The sequence below is a fragment of the Bacillus sp. C-3-6 genome (assembly GCF_054509685.1).
In genome coordinates, this window is record NZ_CM137247.1 from 1,414,625 (window position 1) to 1,438,957 (window position 24,333).

The 24,333-nt window shown below is 34.7% G+C and carries 25 protein-coding genes and 1 other annotated feature; of the genes, 12 read left to right on the plus strand and 13 right to left on the minus strand.

The genetic code is table 11. The features are described from left to right. Positions 1 to 68: 68 nt before the first annotated feature. From liaF to ACW0JX_RS07345, 4 genes are all read left to right on the plus strand, one after another. Positions 69 to 809, plus strand: coding sequence for a cell wall-active antibiotics response protein LiaF (gene liaF / locus ACW0JX_RS07330; RefSeq protein WP_000716094.1), 741 nt, complete (start codon positions 69 to 71; stop codon positions 807 to 809). Further along, positions 809 to 1,864 (plus strand): sensor histidine kinase, encoded by a 1,056-nt coding sequence (locus ACW0JX_RS07335; RefSeq protein WP_000744326.1) that lies wholly within the window; start codon positions 809 to 811, stop codon positions 1,862 to 1,864. The genes liaF and ACW0JX_RS07335 overlap by 1 nt, the downstream gene beginning before the upstream one ends. Further along, positions 1,861 to 2,493: a response regulator gene (locus tag ACW0JX_RS07340; protein ID WP_000598707.1), complete on the plus strand. Its 633-nt coding sequence runs from the start codon at positions 1,861 to 1,863 to the stop codon at positions 2,491 to 2,493. The genes ACW0JX_RS07335 and ACW0JX_RS07340 overlap by 4 nt, the downstream gene beginning before the upstream one ends. Before the next feature lie 81 nt (positions 2,494 to 2,574). Then, positions 2,575 to 2,913, plus strand: coding sequence for a DUF3922 domain-containing protein (locus tag ACW0JX_RS07345; protein ID WP_072939635.1), 339 nt, complete (start codon positions 2,575 to 2,577; stop codon positions 2,911 to 2,913). Positions 2,914 to 2,937: 24 nt separating this feature from the next. Here ACW0JX_RS07345 and brnQ3 read toward each other — a convergent pair whose 3' ends face one another. Then, a complete protein-coding gene (gene brnQ3 / locus ACW0JX_RS07350) occupies positions 2,938 to 4,293 on the minus strand; it encodes a branched-chain amino acid transport system II carrier protein BrnQ3 (RefSeq protein ID WP_053564907.1) in 1,356 nt (451 codons plus the stop codon). Positions 4,294 to 4,349: 56 nt separating this feature from the next. Next, positions 4,350 to 4,608: a binding site (T-box leader), on the minus strand. A 272-nt stretch (positions 4,609 to 4,880) separates the two neighbouring features. On the opposite strand from brnQ3, the gene ACW0JX_RS07355 reads away from it, so the two are divergent. Further along, the gene (locus tag ACW0JX_RS07355; RefSeq protein ID WP_000880630.1) at positions 4,881 to 5,090 is read left to right on the plus strand and encodes a hypothetical protein; all 210 of its coding nucleotides are present in this window, start codon (positions 4,881 to 4,883) and stop codon (positions 5,088 to 5,090) included. 40 nt (positions 5,091 to 5,130) lie between these two features. Here the strand turns inward: ACW0JX_RS07355 and ACW0JX_RS07360 are convergent, their stop codons facing one another. After that, a complete protein-coding gene (locus ACW0JX_RS07360) occupies positions 5,131 to 5,907 on the minus strand; it encodes a class I SAM-dependent methyltransferase (protein WP_000026288.1) in 777 nt (258 codons plus the stop codon). Positions 5,908 to 6,015: 108 nt separating this feature from the next. On the opposite strand from ACW0JX_RS07360, the gene ACW0JX_RS07365 reads away from it, so the two are divergent. After that, the gene (locus tag ACW0JX_RS07365; RefSeq protein WP_053564905.1) at positions 6,016 to 6,867 is read left to right on the plus strand and encodes a hypothetical protein; all 852 of its coding nucleotides are present in this window, start codon (positions 6,016 to 6,018) and stop codon (positions 6,865 to 6,867) included. Positions 6,868 to 7,064: 197 nt separating this feature from the next. Here the strand turns inward: ACW0JX_RS07365 and ACW0JX_RS07370 are convergent, their stop codons facing one another. Then, positions 7,065 to 7,262, minus strand: coding sequence for a hypothetical protein (locus tag ACW0JX_RS07370; RefSeq protein ID WP_001053359.1), 198 nt, complete (start codon positions 7,260 to 7,262; stop codon positions 7,065 to 7,067). Between the two features lie 150 nt (positions 7,263 to 7,412). On the opposite strand from ACW0JX_RS07370, the gene ACW0JX_RS07375 reads away from it, so the two are divergent. The 3 genes from ACW0JX_RS07375 to hmpA all read left to right on the plus strand — a co-directional run bounded on the left by ACW0JX_RS07375 (position 7,413) and on the right by hmpA (position 10,511). Next, positions 7,413 to 8,510 (plus strand): site-2 protease family protein, encoded by a 1,098-nt coding sequence (locus ACW0JX_RS07375; protein ID WP_064531931.1) that lies wholly within the window; start codon positions 7,413 to 7,415, stop codon positions 8,508 to 8,510. A 114-nt stretch (positions 8,511 to 8,624) separates the two neighbouring features. Beyond that, a complete protein-coding gene (locus tag ACW0JX_RS07380; protein ID WP_053564903.1) occupies positions 8,625 to 9,143 on the plus strand; it encodes a hypothetical protein in 519 nt (172 codons plus the stop codon). Between the two features lie 159 nt (positions 9,144 to 9,302). Further along, positions 9,303 to 10,511: an NO-inducible flavohemoprotein gene (gene hmpA, locus ACW0JX_RS07385; RefSeq protein WP_459245532.1), complete on the plus strand. Its 1,209-nt coding sequence runs from the start codon at positions 9,303 to 9,305 to the stop codon at positions 10,509 to 10,511. A 32-nt stretch (positions 10,512 to 10,543) separates the two neighbouring features. Here hmpA and ACW0JX_RS07390 read toward each other — a convergent pair whose 3' ends face one another. Then, positions 10,544 to 11,056 (minus strand): Crp/Fnr family transcriptional regulator, encoded by a 513-nt coding sequence (locus ACW0JX_RS07390; RefSeq protein WP_016082299.1) that lies wholly within the window; start codon positions 11,054 to 11,056, stop codon positions 10,544 to 10,546. Positions 11,057 to 11,226: 170 nt separating this feature from the next. Here ACW0JX_RS07390 and ACW0JX_RS07395 point away from each other — a divergent pair, with 170 nt between their 5' ends. After that, positions 11,227 to 11,454 (plus strand): hypothetical protein, encoded by a 228-nt coding sequence (locus ACW0JX_RS07395; RefSeq protein WP_000883009.1) that lies wholly within the window; start codon positions 11,227 to 11,229, stop codon positions 11,452 to 11,454. A gap of 293 nt (positions 11,455 to 11,747) precedes the next feature. On the opposite strand, the gene ACW0JX_RS07400 is transcribed toward ACW0JX_RS07395, so the two are convergent. From ACW0JX_RS07400 to ACW0JX_RS07410, 3 genes are all read right to left on the minus strand, one after another. Further along, a complete protein-coding gene (locus ACW0JX_RS07400) occupies positions 11,748 to 12,548 on the minus strand; it encodes a sulfite exporter TauE/SafE family protein (protein WP_459245533.1) in 801 nt (266 codons plus the stop codon). Positions 12,549 to 12,665: 117 nt separating this feature from the next. After that, a complete protein-coding gene (locus ACW0JX_RS07405) occupies positions 12,666 to 13,664 on the minus strand; it encodes an inorganic phosphate transporter (RefSeq protein ID WP_000380276.1) in 999 nt (332 codons plus the stop codon). Between the two features lie 11 nt (positions 13,665 to 13,675). Next, the gene (locus tag ACW0JX_RS07410; protein ID WP_097821908.1) at positions 13,676 to 14,296 is read right to left on the minus strand and encodes a DUF47 domain-containing protein; all 621 of its coding nucleotides are present in this window, start codon (positions 14,294 to 14,296) and stop codon (positions 13,676 to 13,678) included. Positions 14,297 to 14,607: 311 nt separating this feature from the next. On the opposite strand from ACW0JX_RS07410, the gene ACW0JX_RS07415 reads away from it, so the two are divergent. After that, a complete protein-coding gene (locus ACW0JX_RS07415) occupies positions 14,608 to 16,650 on the plus strand; it encodes a transglycosylase domain-containing protein (RefSeq protein WP_053564901.1) in 2,043 nt (680 codons plus the stop codon). Positions 16,651 to 16,729: 79 nt separating this feature from the next. On the opposite strand, the gene ACW0JX_RS07420 is transcribed toward ACW0JX_RS07415, so the two are convergent. From ACW0JX_RS07420 to ACW0JX_RS07430, 3 genes are all read right to left on the minus strand, one after another. Further along, positions 16,730 to 17,158 carry a hypothetical protein gene (locus tag ACW0JX_RS07420; RefSeq protein WP_459245534.1) on the minus strand — a complete coding sequence of 143 codons (429 nt, stop codon included), beginning with the start codon at positions 17,156 to 17,158 and terminating at the stop codon, positions 16,730 to 16,732. A gap of 195 nt (positions 17,159 to 17,353) precedes the next feature. After that, entirely contained in the window at positions 17,354 to 18,847 is a 1,494-nt protein-coding gene (locus ACW0JX_RS07425; RefSeq protein ID WP_459245535.1) for a Gly-Xaa-Xaa repeat protein, read from the minus strand. Positions 18,848 to 19,095: 248 nt separating this feature from the next. Then, the gene (locus ACW0JX_RS07430; protein WP_053564899.1) at positions 19,096 to 20,361 is read right to left on the minus strand and encodes an ATP-binding protein; all 1,266 of its coding nucleotides are present in this window, start codon (positions 20,359 to 20,361) and stop codon (positions 19,096 to 19,098) included. A gap of 139 nt (positions 20,362 to 20,500) precedes the next feature. On the opposite strand from ACW0JX_RS07430, the gene ACW0JX_RS07435 reads away from it, so the two are divergent. Beyond that, entirely contained in the window at positions 20,501 to 21,346 is an 846-nt protein-coding gene (locus ACW0JX_RS07435; RefSeq protein WP_000897363.1) for a DUF72 domain-containing protein, read from the plus strand. Positions 21,347 to 21,560: 214 nt separating this feature from the next. Here the strand turns inward: ACW0JX_RS07435 and ACW0JX_RS07440 are convergent, their stop codons facing one another. From ACW0JX_RS07440 to ACW0JX_RS07450, 3 genes are all read right to left on the minus strand, one after another. Then, positions 21,561 to 21,755, minus strand: a complete 195-nt coding sequence (locus tag ACW0JX_RS07440) for a DUF3924 domain-containing protein (protein ID WP_001094860.1) — start codon at positions 21,753 to 21,755, stop codon at positions 21,561 to 21,563. Between the two features lie 121 nt (positions 21,756 to 21,876). After that, positions 21,877 to 22,407, minus strand: coding sequence for a tyrosine-type recombinase/integrase (locus ACW0JX_RS07445; protein ID WP_000806236.1), 531 nt, complete (start codon positions 22,405 to 22,407; stop codon positions 21,877 to 21,879). Between the two features lie 107 nt (positions 22,408 to 22,514). Beyond that, positions 22,515 to 24,329 carry a sensor histidine kinase gene (locus ACW0JX_RS07450; protein ID WP_069355308.1) on the minus strand — a complete coding sequence of 605 codons (1,815 nt, stop codon included), beginning with the start codon at positions 24,327 to 24,329 and terminating at the stop codon, positions 22,515 to 22,517. Positions 24,330 to 24,333 lie beyond the last annotated feature (4 nt).

Genomic DNA, 24,333 nt, shown 5'->3' on the forward strand with positions numbered 1-24,333 from the left:
AGGAGAAAAGGTGTTGGAAAGCAATGCCTTTTCTTCTATGTATATGTGACAAGAAGGGGGGAGCTGAAATGAAGAAACATTTTTCAAAGACACAATTAATGGGGATGCTCCTCATCATATTTGGATTCGGTCTTTTTCTTGATATGATACTTGGACATTTTGAACCAGGTGGTCTCATTTTTGCATTTATTATGCTTATGTTTGGAAGGCATTATCGTAAAAAGAATCGTTATGTACGGGGAAATGTATTTTTATTTGTTGGTGGTATCGTATTTTTATTCTTCTTATTTTCATCAGCAGCATTTGTTCTTGTCGTATTTGCTTGTTTAGCTTTAATTGGTTATCAATTGATTCAACAAGGGCATCAGCAAAAAGCGATGAAGGTTGAAATTAAAGAAAAAGGGATTATAGACGAAGAGAAGCAAATATATCGTACAGAACCATATTTGAAAAATATGTTTGTAGGCAATGTACGAATGATGGATCATATTTATGAACTTGAGGATATTAATGTTCAATACGGTGCTTGTGATGTGGAAATAGATTTAACTACTGCTATGATTCCAGAAGGGGAAACGGTAATTGTTATTCGGGGTGTCGTTGGTAATATTCGTTTATATGTGCCATATGATATTGAACTTTCTTTAAATCATTCTGTTATTGTCGGACGTGTGCTCTTGCCAGGTCATGAAGAGACAGGGTTTAACCGCAATGTTACATTTAGAACAGAGCAGTATAAAGAGGCTCCTCGTCGTATTAAAATTATTTCTTCGCTTGTCGTAGGCGACACGGAAGTGAGGAAAGTATAATGAAGAAACAAAAAAATATTTCGTGGATGTATATTCGTTATTCTATGTTGTCCTCAGTTAGTATCGCACTCATTTGTACAATTGTATATGTATGGAAAAGCGAGCAACAAGTGTATGATTTATTATGGAAGGAATCCATCGCTTCTGTTCCAATTGGCTTGTTTATTATGACTACAAGTTTACTTATCGGGGGAATTGTAGGATATGCAATCGGTTACTATATAGAGCAGCGTATACAAGGATTAAATACGTTTCTATTTGAAGTAGAGCGAGGGAATTTTCCGAGCGATGTTTCGTTTACTGCAGATGATGAATTTCATGAAGTGGAACGAAAAGTAATCGTTTTGGCTCGTCGATTAGAGGAGCAAGCTGGACTCTTTCAAAAAGTAACGAATGAACGAGCTCATTGGAATGAAGAGATGAGACAAGAAGCGATTTCTCAAGAAAGGCATCGTTTAGCAAGGGAGTTGCATGATTCAGTAAGTCAGCAGCTTTTCGCAATGTCGATGATGATGTCAGCGATTAATGAACAAATAACTGAATTTCCAGATGTGACAAAAAAACAATTACAACTTGTTGAAAATATGGTTGTAAATGCTCAATCAGAAATGAGAGCATTGCTCCTTCATTTACGTCCTGTACAATTGGAAGGTAAGAAACTGACAGAAGGTATAGAGGAATTATTAACGGAATTATCGCGAAAACAACATATGAAAATTGAATGGCTTATTGAGCCAATAGAATTAAAAAAAGGTGTAGAAGATCATTTATTCCGTATTGTGCAAGAAGCGTTATCAAACACGTTGCGACACGCGAAGGCAAAGAAAACAGAAGTGCGCCTTCGAAAAATTGATCAATATGCGATTTTAAAAATTATTGATGACGGCGTTGGGTTTGAAGTAGGCGTTAATAAGGCAGGTTCATATGGCCTAAGATCGATGCAAGAGCGTGTTCATGAAATTGGTGGGACACTCAAGGTGCTTAGTTTCCCGGCCAAAGGTACACAAATAGAAGTAAAAGTACCGATTATGATTGAGAGAGGGGGAGAAGTATGATCAAAGTATTGCTTGTCGATGATCATGAAATGGTTCGTATGGGTGTATCGGCATATTTATCTACACAGCCAGATATTGAAGTAGTAGGGGAAGCTGAGAATGGACGAAAAGGATCAGAATTAGCATTGCAATTAAGACCGGATATTATTTTAATGGACCTTGTTATGGATGAGATGGATGGCGTCGAAGCAACACGTGCTATTATTCAAGAATGGCCAGAAGCAAAAATTGTAGTTGTAACAAGCTTTTTAGATGACGAAAAATTGTACCCTGTTATTGAGGCTGGTGCGACCAGTTACTTATTAAAAACATCAAGAGCAAGTGATATTGCCGATGCTGTACGAGCTACTTATGATGGAGAAACAGTATTAGAGCCGAAAGTTACCGGGAAAATGATGTCCCGTATGCGTCAAAAGAAAGAGCAACCTTTGCATGATGACTTAACGGAAAGAGAGTTTGAGATTTTGTTATTAATTGCAGAGGGAAAAAGTAATCAAGAGATTGCGGACGAGTTATTTATTGCACTGAAAACGGTAAAGACACATGTGAGTAACATATTAAATAAATTGAATGTAAGTGATCGTACTCAGGCAGTTATTTATGCATTTAGGCATCAATTAACGAAGTGATAAAGTGAAGCTTTAATTGGCGGGGAATTCCTCGCTGATTATTGGCTCGCTACAATATAGATTTGGCGTTAAAACCATCGAATGTTTTTATTGACGATAAATAATGTAAGCGTTATCATTAAGGTGTTAACAGTACATATAAAGGGGAGAATGTATATGTTAGTTCAAACTATATTCGGAATGGATAAGTCTAAAAAATTAGGGGAGTATGTGAACGCATTACAAGCACTTTGTGAACAATATAATGTTGAAACAGATAAAATTGCGATTATTGAGGCAACAGAGGAATACTATTTATTTTTAGTAAAGCAAGAAGAGCGCTATGATGTTGTCAAGGTAGAAACAGTTGATACAAATATTGAATATTATACGAAAGCTTATAAAATAAGCAGTTTTAATCATACTGCTTATCAAATGTAAAAAAACTCCCTTTTGGGAGTTTTTTTAGGAGGCTTTTACTTCGTTAGATTCGATTAGTAATGGAACTTTTTTCGTACCGCTTAACTTAGCGATTGTAAGGCCAAGAAGAGCTCCTGCTAATGCTGGTATTAGCCAACCGATTCCTTCATTATATAAAGGGATAAATTCAAAATATGGTGTGATGAATGAAACTGAAATACCACCTTGTTTTAATCCATCAAATACGCTCACTACAGCTGATCCGATTAAAGCACATACATAAACAGAGCGATATCCACCGAAGTATTTATGAAGTAACGATAGTAGTACGAGTACAATCGCAATTGGATACACAACAAGTAGAATTGGAACAGAGATTGCGATAATTTTCGTTAAACCTAAGTTGGCAACTAATAATCCTAATGCGCAAATGATACTCGCGAATGTTTTGTATGAAAATGTAGTCAATAATGTTGAAAAATATTGGCTGCACGCAGATACGAGTCCAACGCATGTCGTTAAACAAGCGAGTGTAACGATAAGAGATAATAGGAGCAAACCATACGGACCGAATAATTGTTGTACGATAACAGTAAGTAGCTGTCCACCATTTTTTGCATATCCGAGAGAGACACTAGTTGCCCCCAGCCAGCCGAGTGCACCATATACAAGTACGAGTCCTGTAGCGGCAATAAGCCCTGCTTTTGCTGTGGCGATGGCAATGGACTTACGATCATTCACACCTTTAGAGCGAATTGCATTTACAACGATAATTCCAAATGCAAGTGCTGAAATGGTGTCCATTGTTAAGTACCCTTCCATAAAGCCTTTGAAGATTGGAGAAGTTTGATACTCTTGCATAGCTGGTCCTGATTGCCCAAGTGGTGTAAAGACACTTTTAACAAACAATAAGAAAATTGAGATTAATAAAATAGGTGTTAATATATTTCCAATACGATCGACAAGTTTAGATGGATTTAAGCTCAGCCAAAATACGAAAGTAAAGAATATGATTGTATATACAAATAGCACTAGGCTGCTAGAGCGGATTGTTTCTGGTAAGAAAGAACTAACACCCATTTCATAAGCAACATTTGCAACACGTGGGATGCCCATGGATGGACCGATGGCAATGTATACAACTACTGTAAAGAAAATTCCGAATAATGGATGGACATGACTTGCAAGTTGCTGCATCCCATTTCCTGATAGAGAAATTGCGATAACAGTTAGTAGTGGTAAGCCAACTCCTGTTAGTAAAAATCCAATCATTGCTGGCCAAAAATTTTCACCTGCGTTTTGTCCAAGCATGGGAGGGAAAATTAAATTACCTGCCCCAAAAAATAAAGAAAATAGCATAAGACCCGTGAAAAAAATATGTTTTTTTGATACAGTGTTCATTGTTTTTCCTCCTTTTTTAAATTCATTTGTAAGAACACAAAAAACTCGTCCCTAAAGAAAGGGACGAGTTATATTTACCCGCGATACCACCCTAATTTACACATGTAGAAATAAATCTATATGTATACGGCTTTGCAACGTACAACATGATACGTGTTCCTTGTAACGGGGGACGGCCGGTAAGAACTTACTGTAACATTCGGTTCTACTTCTCGGAGATGATTTTCGGTTACGCACTGAACGTTGGCTTTCAGCAAATCGCCAACTCTCTGGGGAACAGTTCTATAACGTACTCGTTCTCGTCAATGAATTTTTATTCAAGTATTCTGACAGTATTGTTGCATGTTTTTTTTAGAAAGTCAATATGTTTTTTGAAAGATATATTTATATACGGAAATATCGAAAGTAATATTCGTTGTTGCAAAAGGAATAATGAATTGTAAAATGGGAGTAAAAATTTGTGGAGAATTGTAAAATTTATAGAGAAAGTTGATATTTATAGGAGTAAAGAAGGGATTATTTGAATTTACAGAGAATATTACAACAATCCACTTGCTGGAAAGAACAAACCAAAAGAGGTGACTGAAATGCTTGCGATGGGAGTATTATTTGGCATTATTGCTATAATTGGTTTTATGTGGTTATATTATTCGCGTTCGTTTAAACAAGCAGAAGTTTTACTCTTTCAAAAAGGTAGTTTGTTGACAAATCAGTCTAGATATTTAGTATGTCCGAAGTGTGGAAGTGCACAGGCCAGAAGTGGAGGATATCAAGAGTGTTGCAAAATTAGATTATGAAAGAAAGGAAGCCTCACATTATTTTGTGAGGCTTCCTTCCTTACAACTTCATGGCGCTCCAAATTGTCCATCGATCTCTTTCAATAATAGGAGAGACGTTTTGTAATGCGGTCTGTATATGTTGTAGAAGTTGAGAAAGTTCATCATCTGTTAACTCATATAGAATGGATCGACCTGTTCGAGGAGATAAATCTTGTAGCAATGCTTCTACAGAATCATGTATTTTTCGTACTTCCCATTGTGTTTGTGTGGGAAGCACGTGAAGAGAATGTTTTTGTAATTCTTTCTGTATCGTGTTGGTTTTTGGACGTCTTTTTGACTCTATTTCAATGAGTTTTGGAAATATAGAGAAAAAATATCCACGAATGTGTTCGGGACTTCCTGGAACTGTACAATCTTCAATCGTTCGATCTTGTAAAATAAGTACACCGTTTTTATTTAATATACGAGAAGCTTCACATAAAAATGTAGGAATGTCTTGTAAATGATGAATAACTGCACGAGAAATAACTATGTCGAATGTTTCATTAGGGTATGGGATATTATGTGCATCACCGTGGATGAAAGAAATATTTGGAATGTTGCCGCAATTTTCTTTTGCAGCTTGTAATATTTCTTTTGAAAAATCAAGTCCCACAACATTTTTGGCTCCCATAAGAGCAAGTTCTTTCGTATAAATCCCGCCACCGCAGCCAATATCAATTATTTGCTTGTTTTGTATGTCTGTAATGTTTTTTACCATTTCAGCCCAAGAAATATGAGCGTTTCTTGTTGCGTATGTGTATTTATTATTTGGATCATGAAAATTAATGGACATGATAAAGACCTCCTTTCAATGATTAGTATAACTTATTTAATAGGATGTCACGTTTTTGTTTTATGTATGAAGATTATAAGAATTTCTTATCGTAAAAGGAGGATTAATTTGAAAGGGAAATATGTATTGTTGTTATTTGTTATGTTACTAGCAGCTTGTGGTCAAGCTGAGCAAAAAAAAGAAACAAAAAAAGTAGAAGAGACGGTGAATGAAGTGAAAGAAACAATTGGGGTAACCGTTATACAAAAAAAACATAAAGAGAAAAAGTTGCAGGAATCAGAAGCGAAGTTAGTAATAGACATTTTGGATAAAGCTGAGAAACAAGAAATAACCGGAAGCTTCGGTGAACCTGAATATGAAATACAAATTAGTAGAGATGGGAAAAAAGAAACTTATTATGCATGGTTAAGGGGAGAAGATAGACGAGGATGGGTGCAATATAAGAAAGCTATGTATATGTTGAATGAAAAAGATACGGAAAAGCTTTTGGCTATATTTCCAAATGTTTCAGAACAAAAAGAAGATGAGATGCAGGTAGGTCCTTTAACGGAAGTAACAAAAAAAGATTTGCAGATTACTGCGTTTCATATTAAAGCGGGCGATCAAAACGTGAATTATATGGTACGGTATACGATTTCACAATCACTATATAACAAGTTAGTGAAGGAACGAGAGTATTATTTGCAACTCACTTTCCCAGAAAAAGTTCAAAAATTAATTGGAGCAAAAGAGAGTGAAATGATTTTAGGTGAAAAAGTAAAGGAAGGGTATAAGCAATATGAATTGCATGCTACTGTTCCGATAAAAGGTGCTTCAGAATCACAATTAAAATCATTAGAAACATATTACGAAAAGTATGATTTGAAAATATTAAACAGTGAAAAAGAAAAAATAGGCGTGTTTCAAAATATAATTCAAATCGTTAAAGAGTATGGTGAAAAAATGAATTTTCAAAGATAAAGTGAGACTTTAATCGGCAGAGGATGCTCATTTTTCGTTGATTAATAGTCTTTGCCAATTCGGCGTTGATTCCCGCTTAACTTCTTTGTTCCAACTGAATTTTGAGATAAGATCCTTATTGGCTGTAGCTGAATTGAAATTGTATGTAGCCTTTCCTAGGAAATGATAATAGAGAGGGGGGAAGAACACCCTCTCTATTATTTTGCTTTTGCAGATGGCTCATTCATTGATTTTCGTGTAATAAGAAATGAAATCATAAGAGCGGAAAGAATGATAAGAGTGATAAGTAAGTGATTTGGCAACCAATCTAATAATAATACATAGCTCACTGTATAAAAAATAAGAGTTGAAGCTAAAAATGATAAAACACTTATTATGAGAGATTGTAAATTCATTCGTATATACCTCCTTTATTTATATTTTTGGCTAAAAATGGATTAAATAAACATTATTTCTAACAATAGAAAAAAATATGTCATAATAGAGAAAAGAACAAGCTTTGATGAATGAATATGATTCATTAATGAGAGATAAAGGAGAGGAATATGAAAAATAATAAAAAAGGATTATGGGGAATTATTGTTGCGATAGGTCTATTTTTACTGTCTAAGTTAAAGTGGGTATTTGCAATTTTTAAATTAGCAAAGTTTTCAACGGTATTTAGTATGTTTCTATCGCTTGGCGCATACGCAGTTCTATATGGTTGGAAATTTGGAGTGGCGCTCATTTATTTGTTGTTTGTTCATGAAATGGGCCATTTATGGGCTGCGAAAAGAAAGGGGATCCCAACATCGCCAGCAATCTTTATTCCGTTTATGGGGGCCCTTATTGGAATGAAAGAGATGCCGAAAAATGCGAAAGATGAAGCTTACATCGCCTATATGGGGCCGCTTTTCGGACTTCTTTCATTTTTACCAGCGATCCCACTTTATATAATGACGCAAGAGCCGTTTTGGGCGCTTGTTATTTTGCTTGGAAGTATGATTAATTTCTTTAATTTAATTCCTGTTTCGCCGCTAGATGGTGGGCGAATTATTTCAGTTGTCAGTACTAAAATTTGGGGAGCAGGCCTTATTTTATTACTTGGCTATTCAATTTACTTTAAAAGTATTTTGGGAGGATTTATTGTTATTATCGGTTGTATGGAATTATACAGAGTGATAAAGAGAGATGAGCCGATTAAGGAATTAGGGCATAAAATTGATGGAATGAAAGAATATGTTGCTAGGCTTGAAGAGGAATTAAAAGAAACTGGAGCTGTACATCGGACTATATACATGATGCATCATGAGATGAATGCATTAAGACAAAGTGAACGGGAAAAAGAGTTACAAATAGGTGAACTTCAAAAAATGGAAGTGTTAGAGTATCTTTTACCGAAGTTTGAACCGTTAGATTATGTTCCATATGAAGATGAAATAGATGAGTATACTATTCACATAAGAGAAGCATTTGAAGCGTCAGAAAGAAAATTAAATGAATGGAAAACAGAAAAGGAACAACAAGAAAACTATTATAAAGTGGATACGAAAACGAAATGGACAGTATTTGCTTGTTATATCGGATTAATAGCTATACTTGGTTATACAGCTTATGAAGGTTATATTGTTTTACAGGAGCATTTGCCAAGACGAAATGTGTAGAAAAATATTGTCGAAATGATAGGAAGAATTAATACAGGAATTATATTTCTACGAGAGAATGTTACAAGTATAGTCATACATTGTAATATCTTTAGTAGAGAAGGAGTTCTGTATATGAAGAAATTGTTAAGTGTATTCGGGATTATTATCGTAATGATCATTGCGAGTTATAGTCTTATGAAAGTGCTGTTACATTATGCGAATAAGCCTGCTGAGGTAAATACAATAGCTCAAGTAGAAGATGTGCAAGAAGAGACAAAAGTGCTAGATTTTATTCGAATGACACATGAAAGCTATAATAATTTCTTAAATTACGGTAAAGCAGAGAATTATACAGACGGGGATTGGAAGCAATTTAAGCAATGGTTTCAACAACAAGAACCATCTTTAAAAAATATACATACGGAAATAAAGAATGAAAAAATAAAACGCGATGTAAATAGAAGCTATGAAATTGTAAAAAAAGGTGTGGAACTTCAAAATATTGAGTATGTAGTGTATGCCCACCGTGTATATCATGATTTGGATATTATCGTAAATAAATATAGAGGTGAAACGAATATCTGGGGGTATACGGAGTTTGGTGATGGGAAAGATAGAAAGGTAATTGAACAAGCTATACAAACAAAATAATAAGCTAGCTAGAATTCTAGTTAGCTTATTTTCTTTTGTAAATGCAATGTTCATATATTATTCACAAAAACAACGTGTTAATAGTGATTAAAATCACAATCTGCATTATAAGATTCAGTTAAACTAAAAACAGTTAAGGAAATAGAGGAGTGGGATACAATGTTAAGTGCAAAAACAATTGAAATCGTAAAGTCAACAGTACCATTATTACAAGAAAAAGGCGTTGAAATTACAACGAGATTTTATCAAATTTTATTTTCAGAACATCCGGAGTTATTGAATATTTTTAACCATACGAATCAGAAAAAGGGAAGACAACAACAAGCGTTAGCGAATGCTGTTTATGCAGCTGCAACGTACATTGATAATTTAGAAGCAATTATTCCAGTTGTAAAACAAATTGGTCATAAGCATAGAAGTTTAGGTATTAAAGCTGAGCATTATCCGATTGTAGGTACATGTTTACTACGTGCCATTAAAGAAGTCGCAGGTGCACCTGATGAAGTTTTAAATGCATGGGGAGAAGCATATGGTGTCATTGCTGATGCATTTATTAACATTGAAGCAGAGATGTATGAAGAAGCTGCACATAAAGAAGGTGGATGGAAAGACTTCCGCAACTTTGTGATTGTTAAAAAAGTGAAGGAAAGCGATGTTATTACGTCATTTTATTTGAAACCTGAAGATGGAGGGAAAGTTTCTTCATTCATCCCAGGTCAATATGTAACGGTTCAAATCAATATTGAAGGTGAGACATATACACATAATCGTCAATACAGTTTATCCGATGCACCTGGGAAAGAATATTATCGTATTAGTGTAAAGAAAGAAAAAGGTGTAGATACACCAGACGGTAAAGTGTCTAATTACTTACATGAACATGTAAAAGAAGGAGATGTTTTACCAGTAAGTGCACCAGCGGGAGATTTCGTGTTAAATATGGATTCAACATTACCAGTTGTACTAATTAGTGGTGGAGTAGGGATTACACCGATGATGAGTATGTTAAATACGTTAATTGAACAAGATTCAAAACGTAATGTATATTTTGTTCATGCAGCAATAAATAGTAATACACATGCAATGAAAGAACACGTTAAGGCAGTAGAAAATGAATATGAACAAGTTAAAGCATATACTTGTTATTCTGCACCGACTGAAAAAGATTTAGAAATGAAGAACTTTGATAAAGAAGGTTTCGTTGAAAGCGAATGGTTAAAAACTATTATTCCGACAACTGAAGCAGAATTTTATTTTTGTGGTCCAGTAGCATTTATGAAGCATATAAATGCTGCACTAACTGATTTAGGTGTGAAACAAGAGCATATTCATTATGAATTTTTCGGCCCAGCGATAAGCTTACAATAAGACGAATGAGAATAAACAAAAAAACGAGGTATTTATTTTACCTCGTTTTTTATTTGTTCTCGTAATAAACGGTTAACTGTTTCACGGCGTATGCCTATCAGTTGACCAATTTCAGTTTGTGTTAATATTTCATATATAGGAATGTCATCTAAATATAATGTGAACCATTCTTGTAAACGATGAAGACGTTCTTTTGGTGAGACGGTTGTCAATTGATCAATTCGTTGTTGCATCATTCTTAATTTCGATTGCAATTGCATAGCGATGTTGGCATATGATTCAGGATTTGCTTGAAGTCTCTCATACCATTCACTACTAGTGATCGGTTCAACTTCTGTTTTTATTAAAGCGATAGCTGTACCGTGATATTCTTTCGGTGAAATCAAAGAATGATGAGGTATCGTTTCACCTGGAACGATAATGTTGAATAAAAATGGTGTTCCGTCTTCCTCTAGCCGAACTACTTTTAATAAGCCTGTTTTTATAAAGTATAAAGGACCGTCCTCGCCTTGACGGAATAGTACATCTCCTTTGTGTAGAATCAATGTTAGCCCCCCATTAATATGTTTCTATTTCTTCTATTTTAGCGTATATGTATATAGACAATATGCTATTTCAACAGCAATTTCATTGACGAAATGTATGCTATTACAGTAGTATACTATTTAGTGTGTAATAGTACTAGCAATGAATACGCTGTAGGGGGTTTAGTATATTGTTAGATGCGATGAGAATGACGGATATGAGAATTCCGGCGAATGCTATCATTCATGTAGAAGAGATGAAAGGTGGAGTCGTTTTATCCGTTGAAGTAGACGGCCAAATTATTTATACGATGGCTTATGATGAAGAAACAGATAGTTATGCTGAATTATATGATCGAAATGATAAGAGGGCGTGCCAAGTACATGAAGACTTTATGGGATGGTCACTTCTTCACTAAAAAAGATGTCAATATGACATCTTTTTTTATTAAATCGATAGAATATACAAAGAAATGAAATATAAGGATAAAATTTGTAATAATTGATTTTGCATTGTTAGCACTCTGTAACTGCAAGTGAACTAATTTTTCGCTATCATAAAGATAACAGTCGCAGTTATAGGAGTGGTCAACTTGAAGAAAGTACATATTTCAAATTATATGTTATTATTTGTTTGTTTAATTTTATTTGTTCTCCTCGGAGGATTTTTATATTCATGCGTATAAGAAAAACGCATTCTAAAAAGAATACGTTATAAAAGGGAAATAATGATTAATCTAGTTCCAAGAATAATTAACGTAATACGTAATAAATTAATTACGGCGTTACCACTTAGTTTTGTATTAATGTAAGCCCCGATTTTTCCGCCGATCCATGCACCAGGAATAAGGATTAATGCATAAATCCAGCTGACATTTCCAAGTGAGATGTGAGTTGCAGAACTTACAATTGCTGATAGAAATACGATGAACATTGAAGTTGCTACTGCAATATGTGCTGGGAATGCAAAAAGAAGCATCATTGCTGGAACAAGTAAGGCACCGCCACCAATTCCAAATAACCCAGATATAAACCCAACTATAAAGGCAATAAAGATAGCAAGAAACGGTGGGAATTGGTAGTATACAGTATTTCCATCATTATCTGTAAAAGAACGCTTAATTACAGACGTATTTGAGAGGGAAAGAGGTTTTAATTTGTCTCGAAGCATAAGTAGAATTGAGACGAATATAAGGAAAACCCCAAAGTATAAAGAAAATGTGTCTTGGTTTAAAAATTTATTTGCCCATGATCCGATAATACCACCAGGGCCACTTCCGATAAATAAAATAAGTCCACTTTTATAATCTACTCGTTTATGCTTCATATAAGTAAGGGTGGAAGATAGCCCTGTAAAAACGACTGTTACCATAGAAGTCCCTACTGCAAGTTGTGGTGATAAACTGTGTAATCCAATTAATAACGGAACAATAATAATTCCGCCTCCAAGCCCAACTAGGCTGCCGACTGTCCCGGCGATTAGTCCGATGAAAAGTAACATGATGTATTCCAAAATTGCCAACTCCTCTAAATAACTTATCCACCAATTATTATACACGCTTTTTAATGAGAAATAGGCTTGTTCACAAAAAAGTCGTCTTCCTAGAAAAATAAGGAAGACGACTTTTGATTAGAAAACAAAATGTAATAGGTAGTAAAATAGAGCAGCTAAAGAAGCTGAAATAGGAAGTGTAATAACCCATGTAATTAACATACGTTTTGCAGTTCCCCATTTTACCCCTTTCACACGGTGAGAAGCACCAACCCCTAAAATAGAAGAAGAGATAACGTGCGTCGTACTAACCGGTAAGTGAATGAATGTTGCACCGAAAATAACAAGTGATGATGATAAATCGGCAGCTACACCATTTACAGGACGAATTTTCATAATTTGTCCACCGACAGTTTTAATAATTTTCCATCCACCGACAGAAGTACCAAGCCCCATTGCGATAGCACAAGATAATTGTACCCAGAACGGAATATCGCTAGAAGTATGATAGTTATTAGCCATAAGAGCCATCGTAATGATACCCATTGCTTTTTGTGCATCATTCGTACCGTGTGTATAGGCTTGTAATGCTGCAGTGAAAATCTGGAATATACGGAAGTTTTTGTTCGTTTTCGTTAAGTTAAAGTTTTTAAAGACCACTTTAAAAATACTGTATACGATATAACCAATAACGAAAGCGATAATTGGTGAAATGATTAAAGCTTCAAGAATTTTAATGAATCCTTTAAGGTTTAATGAGCTAATACCAGCAGCAGCAATGGCTGCACCTGCGATTGAGCCAATAATTGCATGCGAAGAACTACTTGGGATACCGTAGTACCAAGTAATTAAGTTCCATGCTATCGCCGCAAGTAAAGCAGCTAAAATTACAAGAGAACCATTTTGTAAAGCAAATGGGTCAACGATATCTTTTGTAATCGTTTTTGCTACACCTGTAAATGTCATTGCACCTAAAAAGTTCATAATAGCTGCCATAATAATTGCATGTCTAGGCTTTAGAGCTTTCGTTGAAACAGCCGTTGCAATAGCGTTTGCTGTATCGTGAAATCCATTGATAAAGTCAAAAGCTAAAGCGCAAATGACTACTAAAACGGTCAGTATCAAGAGTGTATCCATGATCAAACTCCTTACGCGTTCTTCATAATAATTGTTTCTAATACGTTTGCAACGCTTTGACAGCTATCAGCTACTTCTTCAAGCTCTTCGTAAATCTCTTTAAATTGAATAATCTTAATCGGATCTTTCTCACGAGAGAATAAGTGCTTAATCGCATGACGACGAATATCATCGCATTGTGATTCGTAATCCTTAATCTTGATTGCGTTCGTACGAATGTCGACTAACTTCTTTTTAGACAGTAGTTCAACAGAATGTGCAATTTCAATTGCACATTGATTAATTGCTTCTACGAATTTAATCATGTATTCATCAGCTTCTGTAATAGAATACATTTCGAACAGACCAGCACTGTGATCTAATCCGTCTAATACATCATCCATACTCATTGCAAGTTGTAGGATGTCCTCACGTTCAATCGGAGTAATAAACGCTTTGTTTAGCTCCATAATGATTTCGTGAATAAATGAGTCACCTTTTGACTCATACTCTTTCATGCGCATAGAAAACTCTTTTAAATCGCTAGCATTTTTAATTTTATACTCCACGAAAAATTGCGCGCCTTCTTTTAAATTTTCGGAAACATTCATTAACATTTCAGAAAATTTATCTTTTTTTGATTTAAAGACCATTATTGTTACCCCCACAAAAGTAATATATGTAAAATATATTGGCTAATCAATTCTAACAAAAAACTGTCGTTTTTTAAAACATTTTATCGAAAAGTTTACAAAAACTTAACATAACTCTCGTTGTTCTATTAATAATATTAATATCCAATAGTGAATATCTTACTTGTAGAATGTCCTTTTCTTGCAAAAAGTATGAATGTAAAAGAAAAGCTTTACACTATAGGAATGACTACGTTATTATAATAAATTTAAAAGGCGGTATATTCTTCCTTTTAAAAAGAAGAGTGTAAATAAATGAAGGAAGTGAACGAATGAAATTGAAGAACACTCATTTTAAAAAAATGCTTGAGTGGTTCAATAAGAGGAAGAAACTTCGTAATTCATTAATTGTATTGGGAAGTGTACTCGTTACTATATTTATTGCTGTAAATATAATAATTTCCATTCAAGACATATCTGAATTAAAACAAGCTGTTCCACAACCGACTTTAATTTATGATGCAAATAATGAGGTCGCAACTAAATTAGCTTCTTCGAAAACAGAAGGCGTTAAAAGAAAAGATATTCCTGATATTATGGTTCAGGCAATTGTTGCAGTAGAAGATAAGGAATTTTTTAACCATCATGGTATTTATTATAGTGGAATTATAAGTGCAGTTTTTAAAAATATTACAGCAGGAGAAGTTGTAGCAGGGGGAAGTACAATTACACAGCAGCTTGCGAAGAATGTATTTCTGACACAAGATCGTACATTTTCTCGTAAAATAAAGGAATACTTTTTAACGAAAAAAATAGAACGTACTTATACAAAAGATGAAATTATTGAAATGTATATGAATCAAATTTATTTTGGGGAAGGTGCTTGGGGGATAAAGAGGGCAGCTAAATCTTATTTTGATAAAGAGGTAAAAGATTTATCAATTTCAGAAGCTGCAACGATCGCGGGCTTAATTAAAGCGCCGTCTGCGTATTCGCCTTATAAAAACTTTAATAAATCAATTGAACGACGTAATGTCGTATTAAGTTTAATGAAGGAACAAGGATATATTTCTGAAGAGCAATACAATAAAGAAAAAGAGTCAGGACTTGTATTAAAACGTGGGGTTGATGATAAATATAAAGGTAAATACTCCCAATATGTAGACTATATAGTTAGGGAAGCGATGGATAAGTATGAATTAACACAAAATGAAATTTTAGCAGGTGGTTATCGTATTTATACAGAGTTGGATCCGAAAAAACAACAAGCTGTAGAAGATGTTGTGAATAATGATAGTTATTTTAAAGATAGTGGCTCAGATCAACTTATGCAAACGGGTGTAGTCCTTATAAATCCCAAAACAGGCGGTGTTCCAGCTTTAGTTGGGGGGAGAGGACCATATCAGTTTTTACAATTTAATCATGCTACGCAATTAAAAAGACAGCCAGGTTCAACATTAAAGCCTCTAGCTGTATATGTACCCGCTTTAGAACAAGGGTATGAGGTATACGATATATTAAAGGATGAACCATTTCATATTAAAGAATATGAACCGAAAAATAGTGATCAGGCTTTTCATGGTAATGTGACAATGTATGAAGCGGTAGCAAAGTCGTATAATGTTTCTGCTGTGTGGTTATTAGAGCAAATAGGATTAGATAAAGGATTGAAATCTTTAGAGCGATTTGGTATTCCATTAGTACCAGAAGACCGTACGTATCCAATTGCTTTAGGTGGGATGCATGTAGGGACATCTCCATTTGTAATGGCCCAAGCATATAGTACATTCGCTAATGATGGGGTTCAAGTAGAGGCTCATGCAATTAGAGAAGTTCAAAATGCTGAAGGGGAAATAATAGGAAAATGGTATAAAAAAGAGACACGAGTGACGAGTGAAAAAATTGCTCAAAAGATGACGTATTTATTAAAAGGTGTAGTCGAAAAGGGAACAGGTGAAAAAGCGAAAGTTAATAATGTTGATACAGCAGGAAAGACAGGGACGACTCAACTTGTAAATGGTCCGAGCGTAGGAGCGAAGGACTCGTGGTTTGTAGGGTACACACCAGATTTAGTAGGTGCGATTTGGGTGGGATATGACAAAACAGATAGCGAGCATTATGTGCCAGGTGGTAGTCAAATTACGACGACGATGTTCCGGGACATCATGAAAAAAGCAAATGCAAACCCAGCCCAAAAAGCGTTCCAATTGTCGTTAATATCTGAGGCGGACTATAAAAAACAATTGCAAACAATTGAAGAAGAAAAGCGAAGAAAAGAAGAAGAAAAGAAAAGGCAAGAAGAAGAGCAACAAAGGAAAAAAGAACAGCAAGAGTGGTTTGATAAAGTGAAAGAGTGGATTCCATCATTATGGTAAAAAAAGAGGCGAATTTCATTATTCGCCTCTTTCTCGTGTGAAAAATAAAGTGAGCTCATAATGAGTGAGATAAATGCTACTATTCATTAAGAGTAATATTCGTACTGCCAAAGGATTGAGAATCGTATGTGACGATTATTTTTCCTTTACTAATCGGTTCGTAAGGTAATTCTTCTTCATAACTACCATTATTTTCATTATGGATAGACAGCGTGATTTCATCAATTCCTTTATTTGTATACTGATCTTTAATCGATTCAGCAATTTGAAGTAGAGTTTCGTAATTAGAAGCTTTCGTAATAAGCATTCCTTTTATAACTTTTTTTTCATTATTTGTGGAATTGGAATAAAGGATGTCGTTTTGTTTCGTATACAAAAGTTTGTATGGAACTGTTTTTCTCTCTGCTTTTGAAATAGTGGAGTATTTTAGAGTTAAAAAAAATCCTACACATAAAATAATGCATACCATAAGAGCAATCCAAATGCGTATCAGTGACATAACTCTCATTTTTCATCCCTCTTTCATATCTTTGACTTCATTATTTATCATACAAAATGAGGATTAAGATAGAGTAAATTTGAGGTAAAGAAACGTAAAGAAGGAGCACTTATCCTCCCAAATAAGTGCTCCTTTTTATTAAAAGAGAGATTTAATAGACAATCAATTAAACATATAACTATAAATATGATTATTTGACGAAAATTAGTAAATTCGGAAGACGGTTAGTACTGCAGTTGTTTCACCTGTATTTGGAATAGAGATAGTATTTGCTGTAGGTTGTACAGAGATTGTTGTACCAGCTGTTAAAGTAATAATCGTTGAGAAAGAAACCGCACTACCGATAACGTTAGTTGAAAAATTACGACTAGGTGGTTGGCCATTAAATGAAAGACCGAAACCAAATGGTGAAGAGCCTGGGAATGTTGTAGATGCGGAGAAGTTAATATCGTATACACCAGTTTCTAAAACAGTTAGAGTATCAGAGCCGTTAAAGGAGAGGTTTGTTAATTCGAATGTTTCATTGAATTGTATATTGCTTCCTGGTGATACTGTTTGTGCATTTGTGTTACCTAAGACAGCTGTAGTTATAGGAATCGGAGTACCTGCTGGTCCTGTTGCGCCAGTAGCACCTTGAGCGCCCGCCGGACCTTGAGCGCCAGTAGCACCTTGAGCGCCCGCCGGACCTTGAGCGCCAGTAGCACCTTGAGCGCCCGCCGGACCTTGAGCACCAGCCGGACCTTGAGCGCCAGTAGCACCTTGAGCGCCCGCTGGACCTTGAGCACCAGCTGGACCTTGAGCGCCAGTAGCACCTTGAGCGCCAGTAGCACCTTGAGCACCCGCTGGACCTTGAGCGCCAGTAGCACCTTGAGCGCCCGCTGGACCTTGAGCGCCAGTAGCACCTTGAGCGCCCGCTGGACCTTGAGCACCCGCTGGACCTTGAGCGCCAGTAGCACCTTGAGCGCCCGCTGGACCTTGAGGTCCAGTAGCACCTTGAGCACCCGCTGGACCTTGAGGTCCAGTAGCACCTTGAGCGCCCGCTGGACCTTGAGCGCCAGTAGCACCTTGAGGTCCAGTAGCACCTTGAGCACCTGCTGGTCCCTGAGCACCTTGAGGTCCTTGAGCGCCAGTAGCGCCTTGAGCACCCGCTGGCCCTTGAGCGCCCGCCGGTCCTTGGGGTCCAGTAGCGCCTTGAGGTCCAGTAGCACCAGTAGCCCCCGTAGCACCAGTAGTTCCTCCACCTAGGCAACCAGATCCATATTGAACTAAGATAGCTTGAATTTCTGAAATGAGTTTAACGAGATTATCGATAGCACAGCAATCAATTTTGAATAACTTAGCGATATACAATAAATAATTAAGCAGGCTTTGTAGTTCAACGTATAATGCCCCACATGAAAAAGGTGTTGTTCTTAAAATAGTTAACAGATTAGCGATAATAGAATTTGCAATTTGTTTTTGTGCAGGAGACAAATCTAAGCAATTGAGGAATCGTTGGAGATTATTTAAGACGTTAATCAGATTATCAATATTATTTTGAGAAGGGTTTTGGAAGACAGCTTGAATAGCTTGACCAAGAGCTTGAAGAAGTCTAACAAATTCTGTAAGTTCTGACTTAGAGATGTTAATATGGCTACATGCTCTTACTTCGCAACAATCATTACCATAAAATACTTTTCCTTTATTTTTATTGTTCATCTTTTCATTTCTTTCTTTCATAGAATAAATAGTCGTTACTATATATTAAAATGAAATTCAAATTAAATTCGTGATGGACAAACTACTATTTCTCAAAAAATAAGAAGTTTACCTACCTAACACGAATAATAAAAAAGTAGAGAAAAATCTATATGTTTTAAAGAGAATAAATTAGCATAAAAAAACTCCCTTTAATTGTTAGAGTTTGCTTAACAATTAAAGGGAGTTCATAGAACAGCATTATCATTTTATAAGTTAATTGCTTCACGATTTACTTTAGGTAAAATCGGAATAGAAATAGTGAAGGTTGTACCGTCTGGAGCACTAGTCATTTTGAGCGTACCGTTATGATTTTGGATGATTTTTTTTGTTACTGACAAGCCTAGTCCTGTTCCCGAATCCTTCGTTGAGAAGAATGGATCAAAGATATATTCTTGAATAGCTGGAGGAATACCAATTCCATTATCTGTGAAAGTAATCCGAACGAAGTTATCAAGGCGATAACTAGTGATTTGAATAGAAAGAGGTTTGTCGCCTTGAGCATCGACGGCATTTTGAAATAGATTTAAAAACACTTGAACAAGTTCATGTCGATCAATATTGACTAAAATATCATCTAATTCATTAGAGAAGTTATAATCAATTGAAATGTTATGCAAGGAGACTTCACTAGCTAGTAACTGTTGAATATAGTCACGTAAAAATGTATTGATCGGAAACGGTTCTCTTGTAAATTCCCGTGTTTTTGAAACAGCTAAAAATTTTGTAATAATATTATTTGCACGATCTAATTCAGGGATAAGCAAGTTTTTAAATAACTCTTGATTTGATGTAGAAACGCTTTCTTGTAAAAATTGTAAGTATCCTCGTACTGTTGTAAGAGGATTTCGTACTTCGTGTGCAATTCCAGCTGCGATTCGCCCTGCTAACGAAAACTTCTCTGCATCACGTTCTGTATTTAAATAATGAAAGACACTAATAACTCTAAAAATCTCACCGTTATAATCACGAATAATTCGGTTATTTATAATACCGTAATTTTTGTCTAAAACTTCTTCATTATATATTTCTGTTCCCGTTCTTAATGTTTCAATTGCTTTAATTTTTTCTTCCGGCAAGTTTAGTAATTGTTGAATTGGTTTTCCAATAATATCATTGCGTATTACACCGAAATCATCTGCGGCAACTTGATTACATAAAGTAATATTCCCTTTACTATCGACAAAGGTTACATGATGTGAAAAGGCATCAAAAATATGAACAAAGTGTTTTTCAAGTTGTTCAAATAAAAATAATGAATCACAAGTAAGTTGAAAATTAGCTTCTTTATTTTCTTTTGGTATTTCTTGAATGGAATGAGTTGTTCTGGTTTTCTTTATTCGTAAACCAATATGTGGATTTTTGTATGTGAAATGATGTGGTAATTGATTCACAAGTTCTTCATAAAAACGTACTTTATTTTCTAGTTCTTCAATTCGTTTTTCATGAGATACAGTAGCATCGTTTGGAAGCATAAATAAATAACCCCTCATTTTAAAAATTCTTCCATATAGTATATCATATTTTTATAAGGATACTCTTAAAGAAAAGGCTACATGATGCAAAGTGTTTGGAAAGTGAATAGAAGATGAAGTTAAAAAGGGAGGGATATATGTGCTGTTCATTGGAGTGACAGGATGGGGAGATCATAATTCTTTATACATAGATTCCTATGAAAATAGAAATAAATTACGAACATATAGCGAGTATTTTCCTATTGTGGAAGTGGATAGTTCATTTTACGCGATGCAACCTGCACGAAATTATATAAAATGGGCAATGGAAACGCCGAAAGATTTTTCTTTTGTCGTAAAAGCGTATCAAGGAATGACAGGACATATGAAAGGTGAAATTCCTTTTTCTACGTTCGATGAGATGTTTGATTTGTATAAACAGTCTATTCTTCCTTTATTAGAAGCTGATAAATTAAAAACAATTTTATTTCAATATCCACCATGGTTTGATTGCAAAAAGAAAAATGTAGATTTTCTTCGATATACGAAAGAAAAAATGGAAGGTTTACCATGTGCAATAGAATTTCGAAATCAAACATGGTTTTATCCAGAAATGAGAGATAAGACGTTACAGTTTCTAGAACAGGAGAAATGGGTTCATACAATTTGTGATGAACCACAGGCTGGGATAGGTTCTGTGCCACTCGTGTTAGAGGTTACGAATTCAGACATGGCATTAATACGTTTTCACGGTCGAAATGTTCATGGTTGGCTTGATAAAGGGGAAAATTGGAGAGCGGTTCGCTGTTTATATCGCTACAACAATAAAGAACTGGAAGAATGGGTTGAACGACTAGAGCAATTAAAAAAGAAAACAAAGGATATATACGTACTGTTTAACAACAATTCAGGTGGGGATGCAGCAGATAATGCGAAACAGCTTATGAAAATGATGAACATTACATATGGTGAGCCGAAGCCGGAGCAATTAAATTTTTTTGAATGATAATAAACAAGAAAGGCACTGTACAAACAGGGGGAATGTACAGTGCCTTTCTATATGAAAAAGAGGGGTAACAATGTTACTGAGCGTTTGGTTGATTCATCAATTGTTGGCTTCATAATAAATGATAATGGTTATCATTATCATTGTCAATGGTTTTTCTAAAAATATATAAAAAACTTTGTATATTTTAAATAGAGATAAAAAAAGAACAGCATTAATGCTGTTCTTTTCCGTTGACAAATTGTTGTAAATCAAAAGGAGTTATCGCCTGGATAAATTCTTTTGAGATAAGTGTTTGAACGAGAGTGCTCTCAGAGATAGAAGCACCTGTTTTCTTTTCATAAGCTTGTTTTAATAAATCAAGTTTTTCAGCCGTTTCTTTTGGTAATTCAATTGTAAGTGTGTTCATAATTTCTCCCCCTTAGTATTAGAGTACCACTACAGTATAGGAGAGACAAGAAAAGAGAATATGAAATATAAAAAAGGTTACCAAATTTTCAAATGGTAACCTTTTTTATGTATAAGAGTTATTAAGCAATACCGATATACTTTAAAGTTTTTGATGGAGTACTGTGATCAAAGAAGTGTTGTAAAAATGCAATATCAACACCTGATTTGTATGCACAATAACCCCAAGTTTTTCGAAGTGTATGTGAGCTAATCCCTTCTAATCCAACTTCTTTTGCAGCTTTGTTTAAAATGTACCATGCATGTTGTCTCGTAATAGATTTTGTTCCTTTTTGAGATTTTAACAATGGTTCATTACGTTTCCAAGTTTTACGTTCTTTCATGTAGTCTTCGATTGCGTGCTGTAAGTCTTCATTTACAGCAAACCATTTATGTTTCTTCACTTTTTCATTGTAAAATAAAATGGAATGGCGAACATTTTCATTTTCATCGATTACATCACTAACTTTTAATTGTAAGATTTCACTTACTTTTAAGCCAGAATTTACAGCTAATACGAATAATAAGCCATCACGTTTCGAAGATTGTAAAAGTATATTTTTGATAGTTTCTAATTGTTTTTCATTTTGAATAGGTTGTCCTGCTTGTTTCATTTCACGCACTCTCCTCTTTTATATGTGTAAAGGAAAGGATTAACTTGTTTCTTACTATAAAGGGAGAGTGTGAATTTCATGTGAACTCCTAGTGAAATTAAGACAAATTATTTGACTTCTTTTACTTTTTGTAAATTGAAATAGAATACAACACTGTTAGTCGTATTATACACACCGTATTCGGCATGATGGAGGTCTAAAATGTTTTTTACAATAGATAATCCGAGACCGGTACCTCCAGTGTGACGGCTACGTGATGCATCTAGACGATAGAAGCGATCCCAAATTTTTTCAAGACTTTCTTCAGGGATAGGGTTTCCTGTATTTTCGATTTCGACTTTTACGGTATCTTCTGCTTCTATAATAGAGACTTGTATTTTTTCTCCATCTGGCGTATAACGGATTGCATTACTTAGTAAGTTCACAACTACTTGCTCAATACGGCTGCGATTTGCTTTAACAAGTATAGAAGGGTCTGCATCGACATTCACTTGTAAATGTTTTTCTTCCATGCTAAATAATAATTTTGTGTAGACTTGTTGCGTTAATTCACCGATTGAGAACGTCGTCATATCTAGTTTGTAAGTACCAGATTCCAACTTTGCTAATTCTAACATTTCAACAATCAGCCTGTTCATATTTTCTGTTTCTTCTAAAATAACATCAGTATAATACGAAGTATCCTTACTAACACCATCTTTAATTCCTTCTGCAAAACTTCTAATTACACTCAGTGGTGTTTTTAATTCGTGTGACACGCCAGAAATGAATTCTTTTCTTGTTTTTTCTAATTGACGTTCACGTTCAATATCTTGTTGTAACTTTGTATTAGCGACATTTAATCGATCGATTCGATCTTTTAAATTTACAGATAATGTATTGATACTGCCAGAAAGCCCGCCAATTTCATCGTCAGCTGTAACAGGTAATTTCTCGCTGAAATCAAAATTAGCCATTTTTTTTGTAACACGATTTATTTTAATTAATGGCTTAACAATGATTTTTGAGTAGTAGAAGGATAACAAAATAATAACGAGAAACACGATGATTAAGGCATAAACATAATAGTCTTTTAAAACGAGCATCGCTTCATTAACGGGCTGCAAAGATGCTATCGCAAAAGCATATTCTGTAATCTTTCCGTTTTCTATAATCGGTTTTACAAAGATACTATTTTTTATATTTTCTCCGCCATCTAATATGAACGTGTTTAATTGGTTCGAGTTAGAAGTGCCATCTCTAATAATATCTGCAAAATATTGAACGGCTTGTAATGTTTCAATATCATTTGCAAGACGAACCTCAGCTTTTGATGGGAGCTGTAACTTAGTTATAACACCTGTAAAGACGATGCGAGTTGTAGATTTGTATCGGCTTGTAAGTCTATTCTTGGAAGGATTACCATTAATTGACTGAAAATCCGAATAGAAATGTTCGTTTTGCCATTGATTATAATTCGTTCCTAATTTTTGTGGTGTGATTATATTATTCTCTTGTACGACTCCATCAACATTAATTATTACATCTTTTTTTAAACCTAAATTTTCGAATTTATTATATTCTTCTGGTGTTAAAAGATTATTGAGTGGAATGGAATACTGTTTATTATTGTTGGGATTAAATACATCGATATAGTAATTGTTATCACTTTTAATAATACCGTTAGAATCCAAAAACTGCATATCGGCATTTGTTTTATCATGAAATTCTTGTTTTAGTTTTCTAACTTTCTCATAACTTTTATCACTTTTGTCATAATTATCTACGAATTTTTCAAAAGCAGTTTGAACTGTTTTTACTTTTTTATTAATATAAAATTTCTCTAAAAATAGAGATTGTCCTAGGAAAAAAAGTAGGAATATTATTGTAAATAAAGTTGATGTTAATAAAAATAGTTTAAAGACGATACTTCTGTTTTTCACTGCG

Excerpts from the sequence above, each read along its gene's own strand:
- ACW0JX_RS07410 (WP_097821908.1), bottom strand. The coding sequence starts at position 14,296 with ATGGTCTTTAAATCAAAAAAAGATAAATTTTCTGAAATGTTAATGAAT.
- ACW0JX_RS07345 (WP_072939635.1), top strand. The coding sequence starts at position 2,575 with ATGTTTTTATTGACGATAAATAATGTAAGCGTTATCATTAAGGTGTTA.
- ACW0JX_RS07440 (WP_001094860.1), bottom strand. The coding sequence starts at position 21,755 with ATGAACACACTTACAATTGAATTACCAAAAGAAACGGCTGAAAAACTT.
- hmpA (WP_459245532.1), top strand. The coding sequence starts at position 9,303 with ATGTTAAGTGCAAAAACAATTGAAATCGTAAAGTCAACAGTACCATTA.
- ACW0JX_RS07425 (WP_459245535.1), bottom strand. The coding sequence starts at position 18,847 with ATGAACAATAAAAATAAAGGAAAAGTATTTTATGGTAATGATTGTTGC.
- ACW0JX_RS07335 (WP_000744326.1), top strand. The coding sequence starts at position 809 with ATGAAGAAACAAAAAAATATTTCGTGGATGTATATTCGTTATTCTATG.
- brnQ3 (WP_053564907.1), bottom strand. The coding sequence starts at position 4,293 with ATGAACACTGTATCAAAAAAACATATTTTTTTCACGGGTCTTATGCTA.
- ACW0JX_RS07375 (WP_064531931.1), top strand. The coding sequence starts at position 7,413 with ATGAAAAATAATAAAAAAGGATTATGGGGAATTATTGTTGCGATAGGT.
- ACW0JX_RS07445 (WP_000806236.1), bottom strand. The coding sequence starts at position 22,407 with ATGAAACAAGCAGGACAACCTATTCAAAATGAAAAACAATTAGAAACT.
- liaF (WP_000716094.1), top strand. The coding sequence starts at position 69 with ATGAAGAAACATTTTTCAAAGACACAATTAATGGGGATGCTCCTCATC.
- ACW0JX_RS07340 (WP_000598707.1), top strand. The coding sequence starts at position 1,861 with ATGATCAAAGTATTGCTTGTCGATGATCATGAAATGGTTCGTATGGGT.
- ACW0JX_RS07420 (WP_459245534.1), bottom strand. The coding sequence starts at position 17,158 with ATGAGAGTTATGTCACTGATACGCATTTGGATTGCTCTTATGGTATGC.
- ACW0JX_RS07380 (WP_053564903.1), top strand. The coding sequence starts at position 8,625 with ATGAAGAAATTGTTAAGTGTATTCGGGATTATTATCGTAATGATCATT.
- ACW0JX_RS07360 (WP_000026288.1), bottom strand. The coding sequence starts at position 5,907 with ATGTCCATTAATTTTCATGATCCAAATAATAAATACACATACGCAACA.
- ACW0JX_RS07370 (WP_001053359.1), bottom strand. The coding sequence starts at position 7,262 with ATGAATTTACAATCTCTCATAATAAGTGTTTTATCATTTTTAGCTTCA.
- ACW0JX_RS07355 (WP_000880630.1), top strand. The coding sequence starts at position 4,881 with ATGCTTGCGATGGGAGTATTATTTGGCATTATTGCTATAATTGGTTTT.
- ACW0JX_RS07405 (WP_000380276.1), bottom strand. The coding sequence starts at position 13,664 with ATGGATACACTCTTGATACTGACCGTTTTAGTAGTCATTTGCGCTTTA.
- ACW0JX_RS07430 (WP_053564899.1), bottom strand. The coding sequence starts at position 20,361 with ATGCTTCCAAACGATGCTACTGTATCTCATGAAAAACGAATTGAAGAA.
- ACW0JX_RS07415 (WP_053564901.1), top strand. The coding sequence starts at position 14,608 with ATGAAATTGAAGAACACTCATTTTAAAAAAATGCTTGAGTGGTTCAAT.